Genomic DNA, 18,841 nt, shown 5'->3' on the forward strand with positions numbered 1-18,841 from the left:
ACGCATATCGTCCCCCCGAAACGGACCGCCCAGACGTCCGTCCCAACGGGAGATTGCATCATGACCATCCGTGCCCTTCTGCTCGCCGGCGTCGTCGCCGCCCCCGCCGCGGCCCAGGACCTGACCGTGTTCGAATATTCGGGCTACGAACTGCCCGAATACCACCAGACCTACATCGACGCCCACGGCGGCAGCCCCGACTTCGCCTTCCTCGGCGACGAGGAGGAGGCGTTCCAGAAGCTGTCCTCCGGCTTCACCGCGCCGGGCCTGACGCACATCTGTGCAGGCTCCGTCACCAAGTTCGCCGAATCCGGCATCGTAGAGCCGTGGGACACGTCGCGGATCACGAACTACGACAACCTGAACACCGCCCTGACGGGCACGGACGTCCGGGGCGACGGCGACACCTACTTCATCCCCACCGATTACGGCTCCACCGCCACCGCCTACAACACCGAGGAAGTCCCGGCCGAGGACGTGGCCTCCCTCGACGTGTTCCTGGACCCCCAGTACGCCGGCCGCATGTCGATCCCCGACAACGTCGACGACGCCTATGCCCTGGCCTACCTGGCGACGGGGACGACCGACTGGACCACCGCGACGGACGAGCAGTTCCAGGCCGCCTCCGACTGGCTGCGACAGGCGCACGGCAACCTGCGGACCTATTGGGTGGACCCGGCCGAGCTGGCGCAGCTGATGACCTCCGGCGAGGTGCTGGTCGCCTGGGCCTGGAACGAGACGCTGCCGACGCTGGCCGACGAAGGCTTCCCCATCGGGTTCGAGCGGGAAGCGGCCGAAGGCTCCAGCCTGTGGCTCTGCGGCTACGTCAACATGGCCGAATCCGACAGCGACGAGGATCTGGTCTACGACTACATCAACGCGATCCTGGACCCGTCCTCGACGCAGCCCCTGATGGATGCGGGCTTCGGCCACGCCAACGACGCGGCCTTCACCGACCAGATCACGGAAGACGAGCAGGTCGCCGGCGGCCTGGGCCCCATCGACGCCCCCGTCCTGGCCCAGTTGCCGATGGACGGCCAGCTTCGCGCCCGCCAGGCGGAGGAGTTCGAGCGGATCAAGGCCGGCTTCTGAACGACGGGCGCTCCGCCCCGCGCGAGGCGCCATCCATCCACGATACCGGCCGTCGTCCCCGGGCTCGACCCGGGGACCTCCCCCTTCGATCGACCCAACCCCCGATGCCGCGACCCCGGGACGCGTGGCGCCGCTACCGCGCCTCCACGTCGTCCAGCCGCCCCTCGATGGTGAACACGGCCCCGTCCGGCCTGATGTCGAGCTTGGATCGGCCGTTGAAGTACCCGCCCACCACGCGCTCCAGGATGTTCGACCCGAACCCCTTCGCGACCGCGTCCCGGCCCGCACCACCATCCGCCACGGCCGCGCACGCGCCGCTTTCCGTCCAGGTCAGACCGAACGCGTCCCCCGCATCGACCCGCCAGCGGACCTCGACCCGGCCCGCATCGCCCGCCAGGGCGCCGTACTTGCCCGCGTTGGTCGCCAGTTCGTGGACGCCCAGCGACAGGCCCAGGACCTGCTGCGGGGACAGCACCACGCGCGGTCCGTCCAGCATCAGCCGCGCATCGTCCACGCCCATATGCGGCCGCATCGCGTCCTCGATCACCGACCGGATGTCCACCGCGTCCCGGCTCTCCTGGGTCAGCATGTCCTGCGCCCGCCCCAGCGCGGCCAGGCGCGCGCCCACCATCCGGTGCCCCTCCTCCAGCGTGCGCGCGTGGCGCAGCGACTGCGTGGCGACGACCTGCGCGATCGTCAGCACGTTCTTCATGCGGTGCGCCAGTTCCTTGTTCATCAACTCGCGCTCGTTGACCGCGCGCGTCCGGTCGATCGCGGCATAGGTGCGGTCGAACACGCCGCGCACGAAGGCCAGCTCGGTCTCCGTCCACGCCCGGGGTCGGTCGTCGTTCACGAACAGCACCGCCTTCAAGCGGCCGTGTTCCAGCAGCGGCACGTTCACCAGCGATCGGATGCCGATCCCCTCCAGGGCGGCCGCATCCGGCACGCGGTCGTCCGAACGCGCATCCTCGATCACCACCGCTTCCCCCCGGCGCAGCGGTTCGGCGAAGGTCCCGAAATCGCTGTAGCGCAGGACGCCCGCCAGGCTTTCGGCGCCGCGCGCCGTCCAGTCGTCCAGGATCGTGATCGTGTCGCCGTCGGCGTCCAGCTCCCCATGGCCGGCCCGGTTCACGCCGAGCGTGCGGCCCAGGACCTCCGCGGCCAGGGCCCCCATCGCGCGGGGATCGTCCAGGCCACGCAGGCGGTCGCCGGTCTCCAGCAGGGCGGTGCTCATCCGCGCCTCGTAATGCTGACGGGTGACGTCGATCATCATGCCCGACCGGACCCGGACGGTTCCGTCGCCCGACCCGTCGCCACCGGCATCCTCCGCCGGCGGATTGAAGTCCGACAGCGTGTGGACCCAGCGTGTCGCGCCGTCGCGGTGGACGACGCGGAACGTGATGTCGAGATGGGCCTCCGCCTCCGCCGCGTGCTTCTGCGCGTCCGCGACGCGGTCCACGTCGTCGAGGTGGATGCGCTCGAAGAAGCGATCCGCCGGCATGCCCCCGTCTAGCTCGGATGCGTCCAGGTCGAACATCCGCGAGCAGCTCTCGTCCCCCCAGACCAGACGCGCCTCCGGATCGAACTGATACAGGCCGATGGATCCCGAAGCCCGCAGCGCCATCGCCACGCCGGTTTCCAATTCGCGCGCGCGGACCTCCGTCTCGTGGACGTGGGTGCGGTCGCGGAAGATCTTCAGGAACCCGACGGGGTTCTCGACAGGCCCGTCCTCGGGGGCGAAGCGCCCGTCCCGCCCCGGACGCAGGGGGACCATCATCCCCTCGGCGTAGAACCGGCTGCCGTCGCGACACATATGATAGCGTTCGTCGCGCGCTCGCCCCGTCGCGGCCGCTTCCCGCATCTCCGTCCGGGCACGCTCCACCGCGTTGTCCGCGTCCGTGAAGAACAACTCGACCGATTGCCCGACGATCTCGTCCTCCCGCCAGCCCAGGATGCGCTCCGCCCCGTCGCTCCAGGACGTGACCAGCCCTTCGGGTGACAGCGTCACGATCGCATAGTCCAGCGCGCTGTCGAGGATGATGCGGCCAAGGTCGGCGTCGTCGATCGGAAGCTTCGAACCACGGCCCCCGCCCGCGTTTCGGGCCCCGGTCCCCGCAGGGGTCGCATCGGCGGCACCCAGGCTCGTCCAGTCGTCGTCGTGGCTCATCGGCCTCCCCCGTCCCGGCCACCGGACGGTGGGCTTCGGGATGTTACACCACGCGGCAATTCATAACAAATGGGAGATCGGACCGAACAACGCGGCATACTCGACGTTAAGGAAGCGACCCGGCCGGATCGGGACCGGAACGGGATACGTCATGTCATGCCGCCAGAACCTCGCGGGCTTCACCATACTCCTCCTGGAGGACGAACCTCTCATCGCCCTCGACGTGGAAACGGCGCTTCAGGATGCCGGCGCACGCGTGGTGGGGCCGACCCGAGGCGAACGCGGCGCGATGGAGGTGATCGACACCGCGGAACGCGGCGGGTCGCCCCGCCTCGGCGGCGCGGTGCTGGACGTCCATCTCGGCTCGCATACCTGCGAGAGGGTCGCGATGCGGCTGATCCGGCTACGCGTCCCGTTCGTCTTTCACACGGGCAACCAGCGCGACGGGGACGGCTTCGTCCGGTCCTCCGGCGCCCCGGTCATCCGCAAGCCCGCCCTGGGCGTCGACATCGTCGCCGCCTTGTGCCGGATCGTCTGACGGCCCCGCGGGCGGCCCGACCGAACGCCGCGGGTCACGGCACCGGTCGCCTCCGCCCGTCCCGTCCGCCCCGCCCGTGATCCGCTGCAACAGTCCCTAACGCCCCCGCCCCGGTGAACCGCGTATGCACGGGGGGTGTACGGGGGGTGTACGGGGGGTGCATCCCACCCCCAGATGCCCCTCGGACGATGCAAACCCATGACGTAAAACGATGAATCCGGTCGAACCGCGCCTCCGTTAACCTTTCCGCGAACGCACCCTCTTGATCGGCCGTCCGCACTCGCATATTTCTAGGACGTTCCCTCGGGGACTATGGCGATAAACGCGCTCGTAATACGCGGCTCGGACCCGGGGGCGGTACCCGGCGGCTCCACCAACCGTTCCTTCATTGGGGGACAGATGGGGCCGAAACAGGATCGACGGACGTTTAAAGGGGTTAGCTTTCGCTCGGTGAGATACCACCGTTATCGGTTCAAGCTTTATAGTTGCCAATGACAACAAAGCTCCGGTTGCCCTCGCAGCGTAAGCTGTGCGGAAGACCAAAACCTAAGCCCTTGCGCCTAGCAGCGTAAGGCGGGGTTCGCAGGCACCTGGCAACAGAAGCCTGCACTTCACCTCCCCCACATCGCCCATGCCCCCGTTGCGCCGACCCGCAGGGTTGTCGCCCCCCGCACCCTCTGGTCTAGTCGGACCGACGTGTTGGAGGAACGGCGGATGGCGGACCGGATCGACTATGGCCGGATGATGCACGACGCGATGCGGCAGCTGATCGCGCGCGTCCTGCGCGGCGTGGCGCAGGACGGATTGCCGGGGGACCACCACTTCTTCGTCACCTTCGACACGACCCATCCGGACGTGGGCATCGCGGACTGGCTGCGCGAACGCTATCCGGAGGAGATGACGGTCGTCCTGCAGCACTGGTTCGACGCCCTGGAGGTCCGCGACGACGGCTTCTCGGTCACGCTGAACTTCGGCGACACGCCCGAACCCCTGTCGATCCCCTGGGATTCGCTGCGCACCTTCGTGGACCCTTCCGTCGAGTTCGGCCTGCGCTTCGAAGCGCAAGAGGAGGACGCGGCCGACGACGACCACGACCCCGAGGCGGAGGTCCTGCCCGCCTCCGTTCCCGCGCCCGCCCCGGTGGCGAAGGACCCGCCAAAGGGCGACGCGGAGGTGGTGCAGCTCGACAAGTTCCGCAAATAGGACGAGGCGACCCACCGGGGACCGCCCCGACGCGGTCAAGCGGCCTTGCGGCGTCCCAGGGCGGCGATCCCGCCCAAGCCCGCCAGCAGCAGCGGCAACGCGGCGGGCACCGGAACCGGCGGAAGGTCCGTCGCGCCCGCGACGATGTCGAGCTTGCTGCGCTCCTGGCTGTTGCCGAAGGACCCGCTCAGGTTCAGCGTGCCCGTCACCGAATAGGTGCTGGCGCTTGCCAGGCCCGTCACGAAGAAGGTCTGGAACCCCTCGTCGTTCGCGTCGGTGACGTCGCCCAGTGATTCGCCGTTGACCGACAGGTCGCTCAGCCATACCTCCCCGTTCGCGTCACGGTCCACGACCGATATGCGGAACGCGTTGATCGCATCGTCCGACGTGAACGCCCGCGTCAGCGGCGCCAGGCCCGGCAGCGTCGTGGTCAGCACGTCGTTGGCCAGATCGACTGTGAACGAGAAGTCGTAGGAACCCGGCGCCCAATTGTATTCCGCCGCGTTGCGGTTGGACGGGCTGCCCAGGTTGCCCGACCCGACATACACCTCCTGCCCGCCGGTGTTGTTGAACGACCGGAAGCGGGTGGCCGCGTCGCCGGTGAATGTCGGCTGATCCGCGCTGGTCAGCGTGGCCGCGTCCGCGGCGTGCGGCGCCGCCGCGAAGGTGCCGGCGACGAGCGTCAGGGCGAGGGCGGTGGTCGTGAATGTGCGCATGATGTCTGTATCCTCGGTTTGTCTAAAATTCGTTCGGGTGCGCCCCAGGGCTAGCGCCTCGCGGCCCCCCGCGTCCAAGCCGGAGTTACCCCAAGGTTAACGGACCCGCCGCCGGCATTGCCCCCCTCCCCGCCGCGCGCTAGCACGTCGTCGCACGACGAGAGGGCCGCCCGATGACCGATACCCGCACCGAGACCGACAGCTTCGGCCCGCTGGAGGTGCCGGCCGACAGGTACTGGGGCGCGCAGACCCAGCGCAGCATCATCAACTTCCCGATCGGCTGGGAACGCCAGCCCGTCGCCATCGTCCGCGCCCTGGGCGTCATCAAGCAGGCTGCCGCCACGGTGAACGAAGGGTTCGGCGACCTCGACGCCGACCGCGCGAAGGCCATCCGCCAAGCCGCATCCGAGGTGGCGGAGGGTCGGTTCGACGACCACTTCCCCCTCGTCGTCTGGCAGACCGGGTCGGGCACGCAGTCCAACATGAACGCCAACGAGGTCGTCGCCAACCGGGCGATCGAGATCATGGGCGGCACGATCGGATCGAAGGACCCGGTCCACCCCAACGACCATTGCAACATGGGCCAGTCGTCGAACGACACGTTTCCCACCGCCATGCACGTGGCGATCGGCACGATGGCGCGCGACGTCCTGCTGCCCGGATTGCGCAAGCTGCAGCGCGCCCTGGCCGCCAAGTCCGACGAGTTCGCCGACATCATCAAGATCGGCCGCACCCACACCCAGGACGCCACCCCTCTGACCCTAGGGCAGGAGTTCGGCGGCTACGCCCACCAGGTCGCCAAGGGGATCGAACGGGTGGAAGCCTGCCTGGCCGACATCTACGAGCTGGCGCAGGGCGGCACGGCGGTGGGCACGGGGCTGAACACGCGGGTGGGCTTCGCCGAGAAGGTCGCCGCGGAAATCGCTGTAATCACAGGGCTTCCCTTCGTCACCGCGCCGAACAAGTTCGAGGCGCTGGCCGCCCACGACGCGATGGTCATGTTCTCGGGCGCGCTCAAGACGGTCGCCGCGAGCCTGTTCAAGATCGCAAACGATATTCGCCTGCTCGGCTCCGGCCCCCGCTCCGGCCTGGGCGAACTGATCCTGCCGGAGAACGAGCCCGGATCCAGCATCATGCCCGGCAAGGTGAACCCCACCCAGGCGGAGGCGCTGACCATGGTCTGCGTCCACGTCATGGGCAACGATGCCGCCGTCGGCATGGCGGGCAGCCAGGGCCATTTCGAGTTGAACGTCTACAACCCGATGATGTCCTACAACGTCCTGCAAAGCATGCAGCTGTTGGGCGACGCCGCATCCAGCTTCACGGACAACATGGTCGCGGGCACGAAGGCCAACACGGACCGGATCGAAAAGCTGATGCGGGAATCCCTGATGCTGGTCACGGCGCTCGCGCCCACGATCGGCTACGACAACGCGACGAAGGTCGCCAAGACCGCGCACAGGAACGGCACCACCCTGCGCGAGGAGGCCATCGCCCTGGGCCTGGTCGACGCCGAGACGTTCGACCGCGTCGTGCGGCCCGAGCTGATGATCGGACCTCGGTGACGGGCAAGGTGGTCAACCTGCGTGCGGCCCGGAAGGCGCGGGACCGCGACGAGCGGCGCGCGGCGGCGGACGCGAACGCGACCCGTTTCGGACGCACGAAGGCGCAGCGCGAGGCCGAGGCGAAGGCCGCGGAACGCCGACGGCGCGACCTGGACGGCCACGAGCGGGAATGACCGACGCGCGGCCCCGCAAGCGCAGCCTGACGCTCCACGGCCACCGGACCAGCGTGTCCCTCGAGGACGCCTTCTGGTACGAGTTCCAGCTGATGGCCGCCGACAGGGGCGTCAGCGTCAACGCGCTGGCCGCCAGGATCGACCGCGACCGAGGCGTCAGCGCAGGCCTCGCCTCCGCCATCCGCATCGCGGTGCTCCGGCACGTGAAGGCGAAGGCCCGGGTGGGCTTGGACGGGGAACGACCGCCACCCTAGTCGACCGACCCGGCGAAGAATGCCGCCACCCGGGCAAGCGACGCGCATCCCGCATCCCACCACGGCACCCAGAGCTGGCCCATGTGCAGCAGTGCCGGCTCGACATGCAGCGTCACGTCCCGCTGCGCCAAGCCGGCCCGTTCCACCAGCAGCGTCGCGTCCGACAGCAGCACCTCCGGCGTGCCCGCCTCGATCCAGGTGGACGGCAGGCGGGACAGGTCCGCCAAGGCCGGCGAGACGTCCGGATCCGCCGCGGGCCGGTCGCCGAAGCACAGGGCGGCCAACGCGCGATCGTCATCGTCGGCGTTCATCGGATCCACCCCGCCCATCGGCCCGCGATACCGCGCCAGACCGCTACGGTCGGTGTTCGGCGACAACAGCGCCAGCGGCTTTCCCACCCCCGCCGCCGCCAAACGCAGGCCGGCCACCAGTGCCAGGTGGCCGCCCGCGCTGTCGCCGACGATCCCGTCCGCCTCCCGGCAGACGTCCAGCACGTCGTCCAGGGGCGCGGGCCAGCCGTGTTCGGGCGCCAGCCGATAGCGTGGCAGCACGACCGTTCCGCCCAGCAGGCGCGCCAGATGGGCGGCGGCCCGCAGATGCGTTTCGGGCGACCCGAAGACGTATCCGCCGCCGTGCAGCCACGCGATCCGGGGGCCGGACCCGACGGTGACCGTCAGCGGGTCCGCCGTGACCGTCACCCCGTCGAGCGCCAGAGCCGGATGGTCCCGGAGCGCGGCATCCCAGCCACCGGCCAGCGGCTCGGCCACGTCACCCAGCATCAACCGCCGGAAGTCGCGCCGCATCGCTTCCGGGGTGTCGCCCAGGGGGTGCGCCTCGATCCGCGCGACGATGGCGGCGCGGTCGACGCCAGGGTCGAACATCAGACGTTGATCGTCTGGACGGACCCCCCGTCCACACGCCAGTTGGAGCCGTTCACGAACGAGGCCCGCTCACTGCACAGGCAGGCGATCACGAAGGCCACCTCGTCCGGGCGGCCCCGCCGGTCCAGCGCCAGATGGGGGCGTTCCTCCTTCAGGAAGCTATCGATCGCCTCTTCCATGTCGGTGCCGCGCTCCTTCGCGCGCTTCTCCATCATCCCGTCGGTCATGTCGGTCTCTATGAAGGCGGGAGCGACACAGTTGATCAGCGTGCCCTTCTGAGCATAGATCTGGGACATGCCCTTCGCGAAGGTCAGCACAGCCGCCTTCGACGCGTTGTAGACGACCTCGTCGGGATAGGGCTGCGCGACGTTCTCGGACGTGACGAACACCACGCGGCCCCAGCCGCGATCGTTCATGCCCGGGATGAACGCCTTCGCCATCCGCACGCCGGTCATGAAGTCGTTGTTCCACGCCTCGCGCCAGTCGTCCTCGGTGATGTCGTCCAAAGGGTCGCCCTTGGCGCCGGTGACGCCCGCGCCGTGGACCAGGATGTCGGCCTCCCAGCCCGCGTCGGCACAGGCCGTCGCCACCGCCTGCGCCCCGTCCTGCGTGCTCAGATCCGCGACGACCGTGACGGCGCCGCTATCCAGCTTCGACGCGGCCGCCTCCAGTTCGTCCCCGTCGATGTCGGTCAGCACGAGGTTGCAGCCCTCGTCCTGCAGGATCCGCGCCGTTTCCAGGATCATGTCGCCCGCCGCACCGGTCAGGACGGCCGTGCGGCCGGAGATCTTCAGGTCCATCTTGCGCCTCGCTCGTTTGTTCGACGCGATGGTAGGACGAAGGCACGGTCGACCAACCGATCGCGTCCATGGCGAACGCGCGAAGCCGCAATAGCGGCCCGTGCACGGAACCCTCAGGCCGCGCCGCTGTCCCGCAGCACGTCCAGCACCGCGTCGTGCGGCACGTCCGACGTCACGAAGGCCTGACCGATTCCGCGGGCCAGGACGAAGCGCAGCCGCCCGTCGCGGACCTTCTTGTCCTGCCCCATCAGATCGACCAGCCCCTCCGGCCCCGGCAGCCTGCCTGGCACGTCGGACAGGTCCCGGTGCAGCCCCAGGGCCGCCAGGTGCGCGCGGACGCGGGACGGATCCTCCTGGCTGCAAAGGCCCAACCGGGCCGACAAATCGAAGGCCAGTGCGCAGCCAAGGGCCACGGCTTCCCCATGCAGCAGGCGGTCGGAATAGCCCGTCGCCGCCTCCAGGGCATGGGCGAAGGTATGCCCCAGATTCAGGAGCGCGCGGTCCCCCGCCTCCGTCTCGTCGCGCCCCACGATGTCGGCCTTCATCGCCACCGACCGTTCGACGGCACGGGTCACCGCATCGGCCCGCCCCGCAAGCACCCCCGCGGCGTTCGTCTCCAGCCAGTCGAAGAACGCCGCATCCCCCAACAGGCCGTACTTCACGACCTCGCCGTATCCCGCGCGCATGTCGCGGTCCGGCAGCGTCGTCAGCGTTCCCGTGTCCGCCAGCACCAGCCTGGGCTGATGGAACGCCCCCACAAGGTTCTTGCCGTGGCGGGTGTTGATCGCGGTCTTGCCGCCCACCGACGAATCGACCTGTGCCAACAGCGAGGTCGGGACCTGGATCGAACCCAGCCCGCGCAGCACGCTGGCGGCGGCGAACCCGGCCAGGTCCCCGATCACGCCCCCGCCCAGCGCCAGGACCACGTCCGCGCGTTCGGGGCGCGCATCCAGGATCCATTCGACGCAGCGGGTCAGCCCGTCCCAGGACTTCGTCCCCTCCCCCGGGGGCAGCACGAGGGCGGGCGCCGCGATGTCGCCCAGCCCCGCCCGCAGGCGGTCCAGCCACAGATCGGCCACCCGTTCCTCCGTCACCACCAGGACGCGGCCCCGGCGGACGAACGGCCCGACCTGGGCCGCGGCGTCGTCGATCAGCCCGGGCCCGATGCGCACGTCGTAGGTCCGCGGGCCCAGCGGCACGGTGACGGTGCGAAGATCGGCCTTCATCGGACGTCCCCCAGATGGTCCGCGTCGCGCAGGGCGGCCACGACGCGGTCCGCCATGTCGCCGACCGCATAGTCGGGATGCGCGTCCACGATCAGCGCCGCCTGCGCATAGGATGGGGAGCGGGCCGCCGTCAGCGACGCCAGCGTGGCGCGCGGGTCGTCGGTCATCAGAAGGGGCCGCGTGGTCTTGCCCCGGACCCTCGACCACAGCAGATCGACATCCGCGCGCAGCCACACCGACACCCCGTGGCGCGCCACGATGGCGCGGTTGCAGGGTGACAGGAACGCCCCCCCGCCGGTGGACACGATCGCGGGCTCGGCGGTCAGCAATCGGGTCAACACCTCCGTTTCGCGGGCGCGGAAGAACGCTTCCCCGTCGCGGGCGAAGATGTCGGGGATCGACATGCGCGACGCCTCCACGATGGCGGCATCGGTGTCGCGGAACGGCACGCCCAGCCGGGCCGCGACGGCGGTCCCCACGGCGGTCTTGCCGGACCCCATCATGCCGACCAGCACGACGGGTCGACGCAGGATCGATGCGGGGGCGACGCGGTCCGACATGGTCCACCTCTGCCCGCCCCCGCCCGGATTGCCAAGCGGGGCGATGGGGTCCAGATTGCACCGCGGGGCAACTGGGGCGGACCGATGCTGCGACTGCTGAAATACCTGTCGATCCTGCTGGTGCTGGCTGTCGCGGGCCTCTACGGCTATTCTTTCCTCCTGGAGCCGGAGCGCGGCCCCCGGACCGAGACGATCCAGATCGATGCCGGTTAGGGTCGCCGCGGCGCTGCTGCTGACCACGGGCCTGGCATCCGCGCAGGACGGACCGCAAAGCGCGATCCCCTGGCTGACCGATACGCTGACCCCGCCCCCCTCCGCGTCCGAGCCCGCCCCCGAACCGCTGGTGGACGAACCCATCGCCACGCTGCCCCTGAACGACGTGCGGCGCGACGCGGCGGGGCTGGTGACCGCACGTGCCACGGGGCTGCCGCAGGACGGCATCGCGGGCTCCGATCCCGCCCGCATCCGAGCACTGATCCAGTCCCAGCCCGTCCGCGCCCTGCCCGCGTTGCAGGACCTCGCGATGTCCGTGCTGCTGGCCGAACTGCAGCCGCCCGACGCGGCAGCGGACGGCGACCCGCTCTTCGCCGCGCGCATCGACGCCCTGATCCGGCGCGGCGCGGTCGAACAGGCACAGGCCCTGCTGGAGCATGCGGGCGCCGCCGCCCGCCCGGAGACCTTCGCGCGCTGGTTCGACGCGGCCCTCCTGACGGGGCGCGACGCGGATGCCTGCGCGACCCTGCGCGCCGCGCCGGGCCTGCTGGACGACCTGGCCGCCCGCGCCTTCTGCCTGACCCGCGGGGGCGACTGGGACGGCGCGGTGCTGATCCTCGACACGGCGGAGGCGGTGGGCGCGCTGGACCCGGTCCGCGGCGAGCGGCTGGAGATGTTCATGTTGCCCGAACTGTTCGACGGGGTCGCCCTGCCCCCCCTGCCGAACCCGCCCTCGCCCCTGCTGTTCCGCCTGGCCGACGGCGTGGGCGAGGCGCCGCCCACCCGGGACCTGCCGCTCGCCTTCGCGGTGGCCGACCTTCAATCGACCCGCGGGTGGAAGACGCAACTCGAAGCCGCGGAACGCCTGGCCCGCGCGGGCGCACTGGACGCGAACCGGCTACTGGCCCTCTACACCGCGGGGCGCCCTTCGGCGTCGGGCGGGGTGTGGGACCGCGCGGGGGCCGTGCAGGCGCTGGACCGCGCGGTGGTGGATGGCGATGCGGCCGCCATCGGCGCGGCGCTGGGCCCCGCCGTCGCCGCGATGGAGGAGGTGGCCCTTCTGCCGGTCCTGGCGGACCTGTATGGCGAGGCGCTGATCGACACGGTGCTGTGCGAGCCGGATCCCGGCGTCGATGCTTGGCGCCTGGCGCTCCTCGGCCCAGACGGCGCGCGGGCGGCCGCGACGAAGGACGTCCCCGACGCGGCGAACCTGCCCCATGCCGCCGCGCTCCTGCGGGGCGACCCCATCCCGGAGGGCGGCGGCCCGCTGGCCACCACCGTGGCGGAAGGCTTCGCGACCCGCACGCCCATGCGCCCCGAGGATCGCCGCCGCGAGGTGGAGCGCGCGTTGGAGGTCGCCCTGACCCTCGCGGGCGGGGCCGGGTCCGACCCGGGCGACATCGCTGCGGGCCTGTCCCGCCTGCGCAGCGTGGGCATGGACCCGTTGGCGCGCCGCGTCGCCGTTCAGATGCTGCTGCTGTGACGAACTGGATCGAGATGTTCCTCGAAGCGCAGGCCGCCGAACGGGGTGCTGCGCTGAACTCGCTCCTTGCGTATCGGCGCGACCTGGACGCGTACGAACGCCACCTGCGCGGACGGGGCGCTGGCATCGCGGACGCGTCGCGGGCCGACATCGAAGGATACCTCGTGGCCTGCGAGGCCGAGGGGCTGGCCGCCTCGACGCGCGCGCGCCGCTTGTCGGCCATCCGCGGCCTCTACCGCTTCGCGCACGACGAGGGGTGGCGCGCGGACGACCCCGCGATCCGCATCACCGGCCCCGGCAAGCGCAAGGCCCTGCCCAAGACCATGAGCGTCGAGCAGGTGGACGCCCTCCTGGGCCAGGCGGCCATGCACGAGGCCGACCCCCTCCGCCGGGCGCGGGACGTGTGCCTGTTCCAGCTCCTCTACGCGACGGGGATGCGCGTCAGCGAACTGGTGGCCCTGCCCGTGTCGGCGGCCCGCGGCGATCCCCGGATGCTGCTGGTGCGCGGCAAGGGGAACAAGGAACGGCTGGTCCCGCTGTCGCCCCCCGCCCGCGACGCGCTGGCCGCCTGGCTGACCATCCGCGACGCGGACCAAGACGCGCGGGCTGCGGCGGGCAAGCCCACCTCGCTCCACCTGTTCCCATCGCGCGGCAAGGCGGGCCACGTCACGCGGATCTGGTTCCATTCTCGTGTCAAGGCGCTGGCCGCCGCCGCGGGCCTCGACCCGTCGGGCATCAGCCCCCACGTCCTGCGCCACGCCTTCGCGACGCACTTGCTGTCGGGGGGCGCGGACCTGCGCGCGATCCAGGCGATGCTGGGGCATGCGGACATCGCGACGACCGAGATCTACACCCACGTCCTCGAATCGCGGCTGCAGGACCTCGTCCTGAACCACCATCCCCTCGCGCGGGGCGACGACCCGGCTTGAAGGCCGCCCCCGCCCGACCCATACACCCCCCATGGAAACGGCGACCACGATGGGGATGGGGGCGGCCTGGGGCATCGCGGCGGCGATCCTGGTGCTGTTGGCGATGTCGGCCTTCTTCTCGGGGTCCGAAACCGCGCTGACCGCCGCGTCGCGCGGCAAGCTGCGGTCCCGCGCCGACCGGGGCGAGGCGGGCGCCGCGAGCGCACTGACCATCACGGAGGACAACGAACGCCTCATCGGCTCCGTCCTGCTAGGCAACAACATCGTCAACATCCTGGCCGCCTCGCTGGCCACGGCGCTCTTCACCGCGCTCTTCGGCGAAGGCGGCGTCGCCGTGGCGACCCTGGTGATGACCGCGCTCGTGCTGATCTTCGCCGAGGTCCTGCCAAAGACCTACGCCATCTCGAACCCGGAAACGGCGGCCAGCCGCGTGGCCCCCGTGATCCGCGTGGTGGTCCGCGTCTTCGCGCCCGTCGTGGGCGTCGTGCGGGCGCTGGTCCGCGCGATCCTGCGCCTGTTCGGCGTCGACATCGACCCCGACGCCGACATCATGTCCGCCCACGAGGAGATCGTGGGCGCCATCACGCTGGGCCACACCGAAGGCGGCGTCCAGAAGGAGGACCGCGACCGCCTGCTGGGAGCGCTCGACCTGGGCGAGCGCACGGTGGAGGAGATCATGCTCCACCGCTCCAACATCGAGATGGTGGACGTCGCCGCCGAGCCGGGTGCGATCCTGGACCAGTGCCTCGCCAGCCGGCACACGCGCCTGCCCATCTTCGAGGGGGAGGCCGAGAACATCATCGGCATCGTCCACGCCAAGGACCTCTTGCGCAAGGTGGACGCGCTGGTGCGCGGATCGGGCGGCGACATCGCCCGCATCGCCGAATTCGACATCCGCGACGTGATGACGGTGCCCTACTTCGTCCCGGAGACCACGACGCTCGACGACCAGTTGCGCCAGTTCCTGCGCCAGCACACCCACTTCGCGCTGGTCATCGACGAGTACGGCGCGCTCCAGGGCCTCATCACCCTGGAGGACATCCTGGAGGAGATCGTGGGTGAGATCACGGACGAATACGACGTCCCCGACGCCCCCACCCTGGAGCCGGAGGCCGACGGCAGCTTCGCCATCGACGGGGCCATGACGATCCGCGACCTGAACCGCGCCGCCGACTGGAACCTCCCCGACGAGGAGGCCAACACCATCGCCGGCCTCGTCATCCACGAGGCGCAGTCGATCCCCACGGCGGGCCAGGTGTTCAGCTTCCACGGCTTCCGCTTCGAAGTGGCGGAACGCATCGCCAACCGCATCACCAAGCTGCGCATCCGCCCGCTGAACTGACCGCCGCCCGGACTGGACCCTTCCATGGACCGCACCACCCTGATCGCCGCGGCCTGGATGCTGGGGGCCATCGCGTCGTTCACGTCGATGGCGGTGGGCGGGCGCCTGGTCGGCGACACCCATGACACGTTCGAGATCATGCTGTTCCGCTCGATCCTGGGCCTGGGGATCATGCTAACGGTGGCACAGGCCACGGGCGGCGTCGCCGCGCGGGTCCGCACCCGGCATCCGCGCCTGCACGTGCTGCGCAACATGACCCACTTCGCCGGGCAGAACCTGTGGTTCCTGGCCATCATGCTGGCCCCCCTGGCGCAGGTCTTCGCGATCGAGTTCACGGCACCCCTGTGGTTGCTGTTGCTCGCCCCGATGCTGCTGGGGGAACGCGTCCGCGGGGTCCAGTTCGTCGTGGCGCTGGTGGGCTTCGCGGGCGTGCTGATCGTGGCGCGTCCCTTCGGGGGCGAGCCGTCCGTGGGGCTGGTGTTCGCGGGGCTGGCGGCGTTCTTCTTCGCGGTCACCAACCTCCTGACGCGGCGCCTGACCCGCGCGGACAGCGTCGTGACCATCCTGCTGTGGCTGACCGGCACGCAGGTCGTGTTCGGCGCGGCCTTCGCGGGCTGGGACGGGGACGTGCAATGGCCGACGGCGGCCACCCTGCCCTGGATCTGCGCCATCGGAGTCGCCGGGCTGACCGCGCATACCTGCCTGACCAACGCCTTGTCGCTGGCCCCCGCCTCCACCGTGATGCCGGTCGACTTCGCCCGCCTGCCCCTCATCGCGGTGGTGGGCGCGGTCCTGTTCGCCGAGCCGTTCGAGCCGATCGTCCTCTTGGGCGGGGCCATCGTCGTGGGGGCCGCCTGGACCAACCTGAAGCTCGCCCCGAAGGGCTGACTTGTTGCGGTTTTGCCACCGTGGAAAGGCCGGATGCGGCAACCCGTTCCCTGACGTCGTGTCCCGTTTGACTGTTGCGCGAACCGGTCGCAACGCTCGGCCCATCACATGCGGGCCCTGGGGGAAGGGCGCGCGGCCCGCCGGACGCTCCCGGCACCCGTGGAGGAAAAACCGATGAAGAAGACCGCGGCCCTGGCCACCTGCGCCATGCTCGGCACCACCGCCCTATCCCATGCCGGCGGCCTCGACCGCTCGATGCAAAGCGTGCTGCCGCTCTTCGATGCGGACGGCACGGTGTCGGTCGCGACGACGTTCGCGTTTCCGTCGCTGACGGGGCGCGACCTGAACGGCGACGCCACCTACGACGCGGGCGAGAACTTCACGCAGACGACCGTGACCTATGCCGGGGAGGTGAACGACCGCTTCAGCTTCGCCGTGATCGGGGATCAGCCGTTCGGCCTGGATTTGGATTACGGCAACACCCCGCAGTCATCCGCCCTCGGCGGCACGACCGCGGATCTCTACGGCAACGCGCTCAGCGTGCTGGGTCGATACAAGATCACCGATCGCGTCAGCGTCTTCGGGGGCGTCCGCGCGCAGCGTGCCGGCGGAACGATCAACCTGAACGGCGTCGGGTATTCCCGCGCGCTGGGCGCGGGCTTCGCCGGGCGGGGCCTTCTGCAAGGGATCGCGACGACGGCCGCGAATCCGAACGCGGCCCTGGCCGACCGGCAGGCCGCAGGCGGCATCCTGGCCGGGATCGATGCCGCGAACGACCAGGTCGGCGCCGTCACGGCCCTCGCGGGGGCGATCGCGGGGAACCCGACGAACGATCCGAACGTCGCCAACCTGACGAACGCGTTGAACGCAAACACGACCCTGCAGGGGCAGTTCGGTGCGGCGCAGGGCAGCTTCGCCAACACGGCCTCGCTGCCCTTCCCCGGTTTGACGGGCAGCACCTTCCTCACGAACGACGGCTACAACGTCGATATCGATGGCGATTGGGGCGTGGGCCTGACGCTCGGCGCCGCATACGAGATTCCGGAGATCGCGCTGCGCGCGGTACTGACCTATCACTCCGAGATCATTCACGAGACCACAGCCACCGAAGCGATCAACTTCGACGGCAACGACCTTTCGTCCAGCACCGGGCTGACGTTCGAGACGCCTCAATCCATCAACCTGGAACTGCAATCGGGCGTGGCGGAAGGCACCCTCGTCTTCGGCGGGGTCCGCTGGACCGACTGGGACGACTTCAACGTCACGCCCAGCCTTCTGTCCAGCAACCTGGCGAACATCAACGACACCTACCGTTGGACCCTGGGCGTGGCCCGGCAGTTCACCGACTCCTTCGTCGGCGTCGCCTCCCTCGTCTACGAGGAGGATCAGGGCAGCGCGTCGCAGACCCCCTTGGGGCCCACCGACGGGATCCTCGGCCTGTCGCTCGGCGGTCGATACGAGACGGGCGCCCTGCAGATCTCCGGCGGAATCAACTATACGAAGGTCGGCGACGCCATCGTCCGGGCCGGATCGACCCCCGTCGCGATATTCGAAGGCAGCGATGCCATCGGCGTAGGTCTGAAGGTCGCCTACCAGTTCTGAACCACTTGTCGGGGGCGCGGCGACGCGTCCCCGATCCGTTCAGGCCCGCGCGTTCGCCAGCGCCGCCCCCTCCGCCAGGGACGCCAGCTTCGCATACGCGATCTCCGGGTCCACGGCGCCGAAGCCCGCGAAGGTCCCGAACCCGCAATCGGACGATGCCATCACCCGGTCCGTGCCGACGATGGACGCGAAGCGCCCCAGCCGTTCGGCCACCACCTCCGGGTGCTCCACGAAGTTGCTGGTCGTGTCCACGACGCCCGGCACGAGGACCTTGCCTTCGGGGATCTCGGACGCCCGGTCGCGCCAGACCTGCCACTCGTGCGCATGGCGCGGGTTCGACGTCTCGAACAGAAGCTGATCGGCCCGGACCTTCAGGAAGGTCGGGAACACCGCGTCCATCGGGATGTCGCAGACATGTGGCCCTTCGTAGTTGCCCCAGCAGATGTGGACGCGCACGCGCGCCGGGTCGATCCCGTCCAGCGCGGCGTTCAGCGCCTCCACGTTTGCCTCCGCGATCCTCAAGAACTCGGCGTCCGACCAGTCGGCGAACAGCATGTGGCGGCTTAACGCCAGGTCCGGGCAGTCCAGTTGCAGGTCCAGACCGGCTGCGACGATGGTCCGATACTCCTCGCGCATCGCGTCGGACAGGGCCGCCAGGTACGCGTCGCGCGTCGGGTAATGCGCGTTGGGCAGGAACAGGCTGATGACCCCGGGCGAGGCCGCGTTCATGAAGCCGCGTTCGGCCCCGTGCCGCGCCATCGCGCCCGTCAGGCGCCGGATGTCGTCCGACAGCTCGCCCTGCCCCTTCGACCGGACCTCGCCCACGCAGTGCGGGCGCGCATATTGCGGCGATCCGCCCGCATCGGCCAGCCGCTTCAGGAAGGTGGGGAACAGCTTCAGGTCGGCCGGCGCGTTGCGCGGGCTGTCCCCGTCGAAGCCGGTATAGCGGTCCTTCACGTAGGTGGCATAGCTTATCTTCGACGTCTCGCCGTCGGACACGACGTCCACGCCCGCCTCGATCTGGCGGCGGACCGTTTCGGCGCAGGCATCCGTCATCACGCGGTCGAACGCGTCCGGGTCGACGGCCTCCCCCCGCTCGCGGGCGAAGATCAGGTCCACGACGTCCTGCGTCCTGGGAAGGCTGCCGACATGCGTCACGCGTATGGTCATGGATCGTCCCCCTCACGGCTGCGTGACCGGGGGGGTGGC

At 70.2% G+C, this 18,841-nt stretch carries 19 protein-coding genes and 1 other RNA gene; 13 read left to right on the plus strand and 7 right to left on the minus strand.

The annotated features are described in order from the left end of the window. The first annotated feature begins 60 nt into the window (after window positions 1-60). Window positions 61-1,092: an ABC transporter substrate-binding protein gene (locus P0084_RS11175; protein ID WP_308916931.1), complete on the plus strand. Its 1,032-nt coding sequence runs from the start codon at window positions 61-63 to the stop codon at window positions 1,090-1,092. A 133-nt stretch (window positions 1,093-1,225) separates the two neighbouring features. On the opposite strand, the gene P0084_RS11180 is transcribed toward P0084_RS11175, so the two are convergent. Next, window positions 1,226-3,259, minus strand: a complete 2,034-nt coding sequence (locus P0084_RS11180; protein WP_308916932.1) for a PAS domain-containing sensor histidine kinase — start codon at window positions 3,257-3,259, stop codon at window positions 1,226-1,228. Between the two features lie 151 nt (window positions 3,260-3,410). On the opposite strand from P0084_RS11180, the gene P0084_RS11185 reads away from it, so the two are divergent. From P0084_RS11185 to P0084_RS11195, 3 genes are all read left to right on the plus strand, one after another. Further along, a complete protein-coding gene (locus tag P0084_RS11185; protein WP_308916933.1) occupies window positions 3,411-3,797 on the plus strand; it encodes a response regulator in 387 nt (128 codons plus the stop codon). Window positions 3,798-4,055: 258 nt separating this feature from the next. Beyond that, window positions 4,056-4,408, plus strand: a transfer-messenger RNA (tmRNA) gene (ssrA, locus tag P0084_RS11190). Window positions 4,409-4,511: 103 nt separating this feature from the next. Further along, on the plus strand, window positions 4,512-5,000 hold the full coding sequence (locus P0084_RS11195) for an SspB family protein (RefSeq protein ID WP_308916934.1): 489 nt from the start codon (window positions 4,512-4,514) through the stop codon (window positions 4,998-5,000). A 35-nt stretch (window positions 5,001-5,035) separates the two neighbouring features. On the opposite strand, the gene P0084_RS11200 is transcribed toward P0084_RS11195, so the two are convergent. Continuing rightward, window positions 5,036-5,716, minus strand: coding sequence for a VPLPA-CTERM sorting domain-containing protein (locus P0084_RS11200; protein ID WP_308916935.1), 681 nt, complete (start codon window positions 5,714-5,716; stop codon window positions 5,036-5,038). Window positions 5,717-5,889: 173 nt separating this feature from the next. On the opposite strand from P0084_RS11200, the gene fumC reads away from it, so the two are divergent. The 3 genes from fumC to P0084_RS11215 are packed head-to-tail and all read left to right on the plus strand — an operon-like array spanning window position 5,890 to window position 7,708. Continuing rightward, window positions 5,890-7,281, plus strand: a complete 1,392-nt coding sequence (gene fumC, locus P0084_RS11205) for a class II fumarate hydratase (RefSeq protein ID WP_308916936.1) — start codon at window positions 5,890-5,892, stop codon at window positions 7,279-7,281. After that, the gene (locus P0084_RS11210) at window positions 7,278-7,454 is read left to right on the plus strand and encodes a DUF4169 family protein (protein WP_308916937.1); all 177 of its coding nucleotides are present in this window, start codon (window positions 7,278-7,280) and stop codon (window positions 7,452-7,454) included. Before fumC ends, P0084_RS11210 begins: the two co-directional genes overlap by 4 nt. Continuing rightward, window positions 7,451-7,708 carry a ribbon-helix-helix domain-containing protein gene (locus tag P0084_RS11215; RefSeq protein WP_308916938.1) on the plus strand — a complete coding sequence of 86 codons (258 nt, stop codon included), beginning with the start codon at window positions 7,451-7,453 and terminating at the stop codon, window positions 7,706-7,708. The genes P0084_RS11210 and P0084_RS11215 overlap by 4 nt, the downstream gene beginning before the upstream one ends. Here the strand turns inward: P0084_RS11215 and P0084_RS11220 are convergent. From P0084_RS11220 to P0084_RS11235, 4 genes are all read right to left on the minus strand, one after another. Continuing rightward, window positions 7,705-8,589 carry an alpha/beta hydrolase fold domain-containing protein gene (locus P0084_RS11220; RefSeq protein WP_308916939.1) on the minus strand — a complete coding sequence of 295 codons (885 nt, stop codon included), beginning with the start codon at window positions 8,587-8,589 and terminating at the stop codon, window positions 7,705-7,707. The two genes, P0084_RS11215 and P0084_RS11220, sit on opposite strands and share 4 nt — an antisense overlap. Then, complete coding sequence (locus P0084_RS11225; protein WP_308916940.1) at window positions 8,589-9,389, minus strand: SDR family NAD(P)-dependent oxidoreductase; 801 nt, start codon at window positions 9,387-9,389, stop codon at window positions 8,589-8,591. Before P0084_RS11225 ends, P0084_RS11220 begins: the two co-directional genes overlap by 1 nt. 113 nt (window positions 9,390-9,502) lie before the next feature. Further along, the gene (gene aroB, locus P0084_RS11230; RefSeq protein ID WP_308916941.1) at window positions 9,503-10,615 is read right to left on the minus strand and encodes a 3-dehydroquinate synthase; all 1,113 of its coding nucleotides are present in this window, start codon (window positions 10,613-10,615) and stop codon (window positions 9,503-9,505) included. Further along, complete coding sequence (locus P0084_RS11235; RefSeq protein ID WP_308916942.1) at window positions 10,612-11,175, minus strand: shikimate kinase; 564 nt, start codon at window positions 11,173-11,175, stop codon at window positions 10,612-10,614. The genes aroB and P0084_RS11235 overlap by 4 nt, the downstream gene beginning before the upstream one ends. 84 nt (window positions 11,176-11,259) lie before the next feature. Here P0084_RS11235 and P0084_RS11240 point away from each other — a divergent pair, with 84 nt between their 5' ends. From P0084_RS11240 to P0084_RS11265, 6 genes are all read left to right on the plus strand, one after another. Further along, window positions 11,260-11,388 (plus strand): hypothetical protein, encoded by a 129-nt coding sequence (locus P0084_RS11240; RefSeq protein WP_308916943.1) that lies wholly within the window; start codon window positions 11,260-11,262, stop codon window positions 11,386-11,388. Further along, window positions 11,378-12,871 carry a hypothetical protein gene (locus P0084_RS11245; protein WP_308916944.1) on the plus strand — a complete coding sequence of 498 codons (1,494 nt, stop codon included), beginning with the start codon at window positions 11,378-11,380 and terminating at the stop codon, window positions 12,869-12,871. Before P0084_RS11240 ends, P0084_RS11245 begins: the two co-directional genes overlap by 11 nt. Beyond that, window positions 12,868-13,800 (plus strand): site-specific tyrosine recombinase XerD, encoded by a 933-nt coding sequence (locus P0084_RS11250; RefSeq protein ID WP_308916945.1) that lies wholly within the window; start codon window positions 12,868-12,870, stop codon window positions 13,798-13,800. Before P0084_RS11245 ends, P0084_RS11250 begins: the two co-directional genes overlap by 4 nt. Before the next feature lie 31 nt (window positions 13,801-13,831). Continuing rightward, window positions 13,832-15,142, plus strand: coding sequence for an HlyC/CorC family transporter (locus P0084_RS11255; RefSeq protein ID WP_308916946.1), 1,311 nt, complete (start codon window positions 13,832-13,834; stop codon window positions 15,140-15,142). Window positions 15,143-15,166: 24 nt separating this feature from the next. Next, the gene (locus P0084_RS11260) at window positions 15,167-16,030 is read left to right on the plus strand and encodes a DMT family transporter (RefSeq protein WP_308916947.1); all 864 of its coding nucleotides are present in this window, start codon (window positions 15,167-15,169) and stop codon (window positions 16,028-16,030) included. A 174-nt stretch (window positions 16,031-16,204) separates the two neighbouring features. Further along, window positions 16,205-17,632, plus strand: coding sequence for an outer membrane protein transport protein (locus tag P0084_RS11265; protein WP_308916948.1), 1,428 nt, complete (start codon window positions 16,205-16,207; stop codon window positions 17,630-17,632). A gap of 39 nt (window positions 17,633-17,671) precedes the next feature. Here P0084_RS11265 and P0084_RS11270 read toward each other — a convergent pair whose 3' ends face one another. After that, window positions 17,672-18,802, minus strand: a complete 1,131-nt coding sequence (locus tag P0084_RS11270) for a cobalamin-independent methionine synthase II family protein (RefSeq protein ID WP_308916949.1) — start codon at window positions 18,800-18,802, stop codon at window positions 17,672-17,674. Window positions 18,803-18,841 lie beyond the last annotated feature (39 nt).

Origin of the sequence: Jannaschia maritima (assembly GCF_030973515.1) — a bacterium.
GTDB lineage: Bacteria > Pseudomonadota > Alphaproteobacteria > Rhodobacterales > Rhodobacteraceae > Jannaschia > Jannaschia maritima.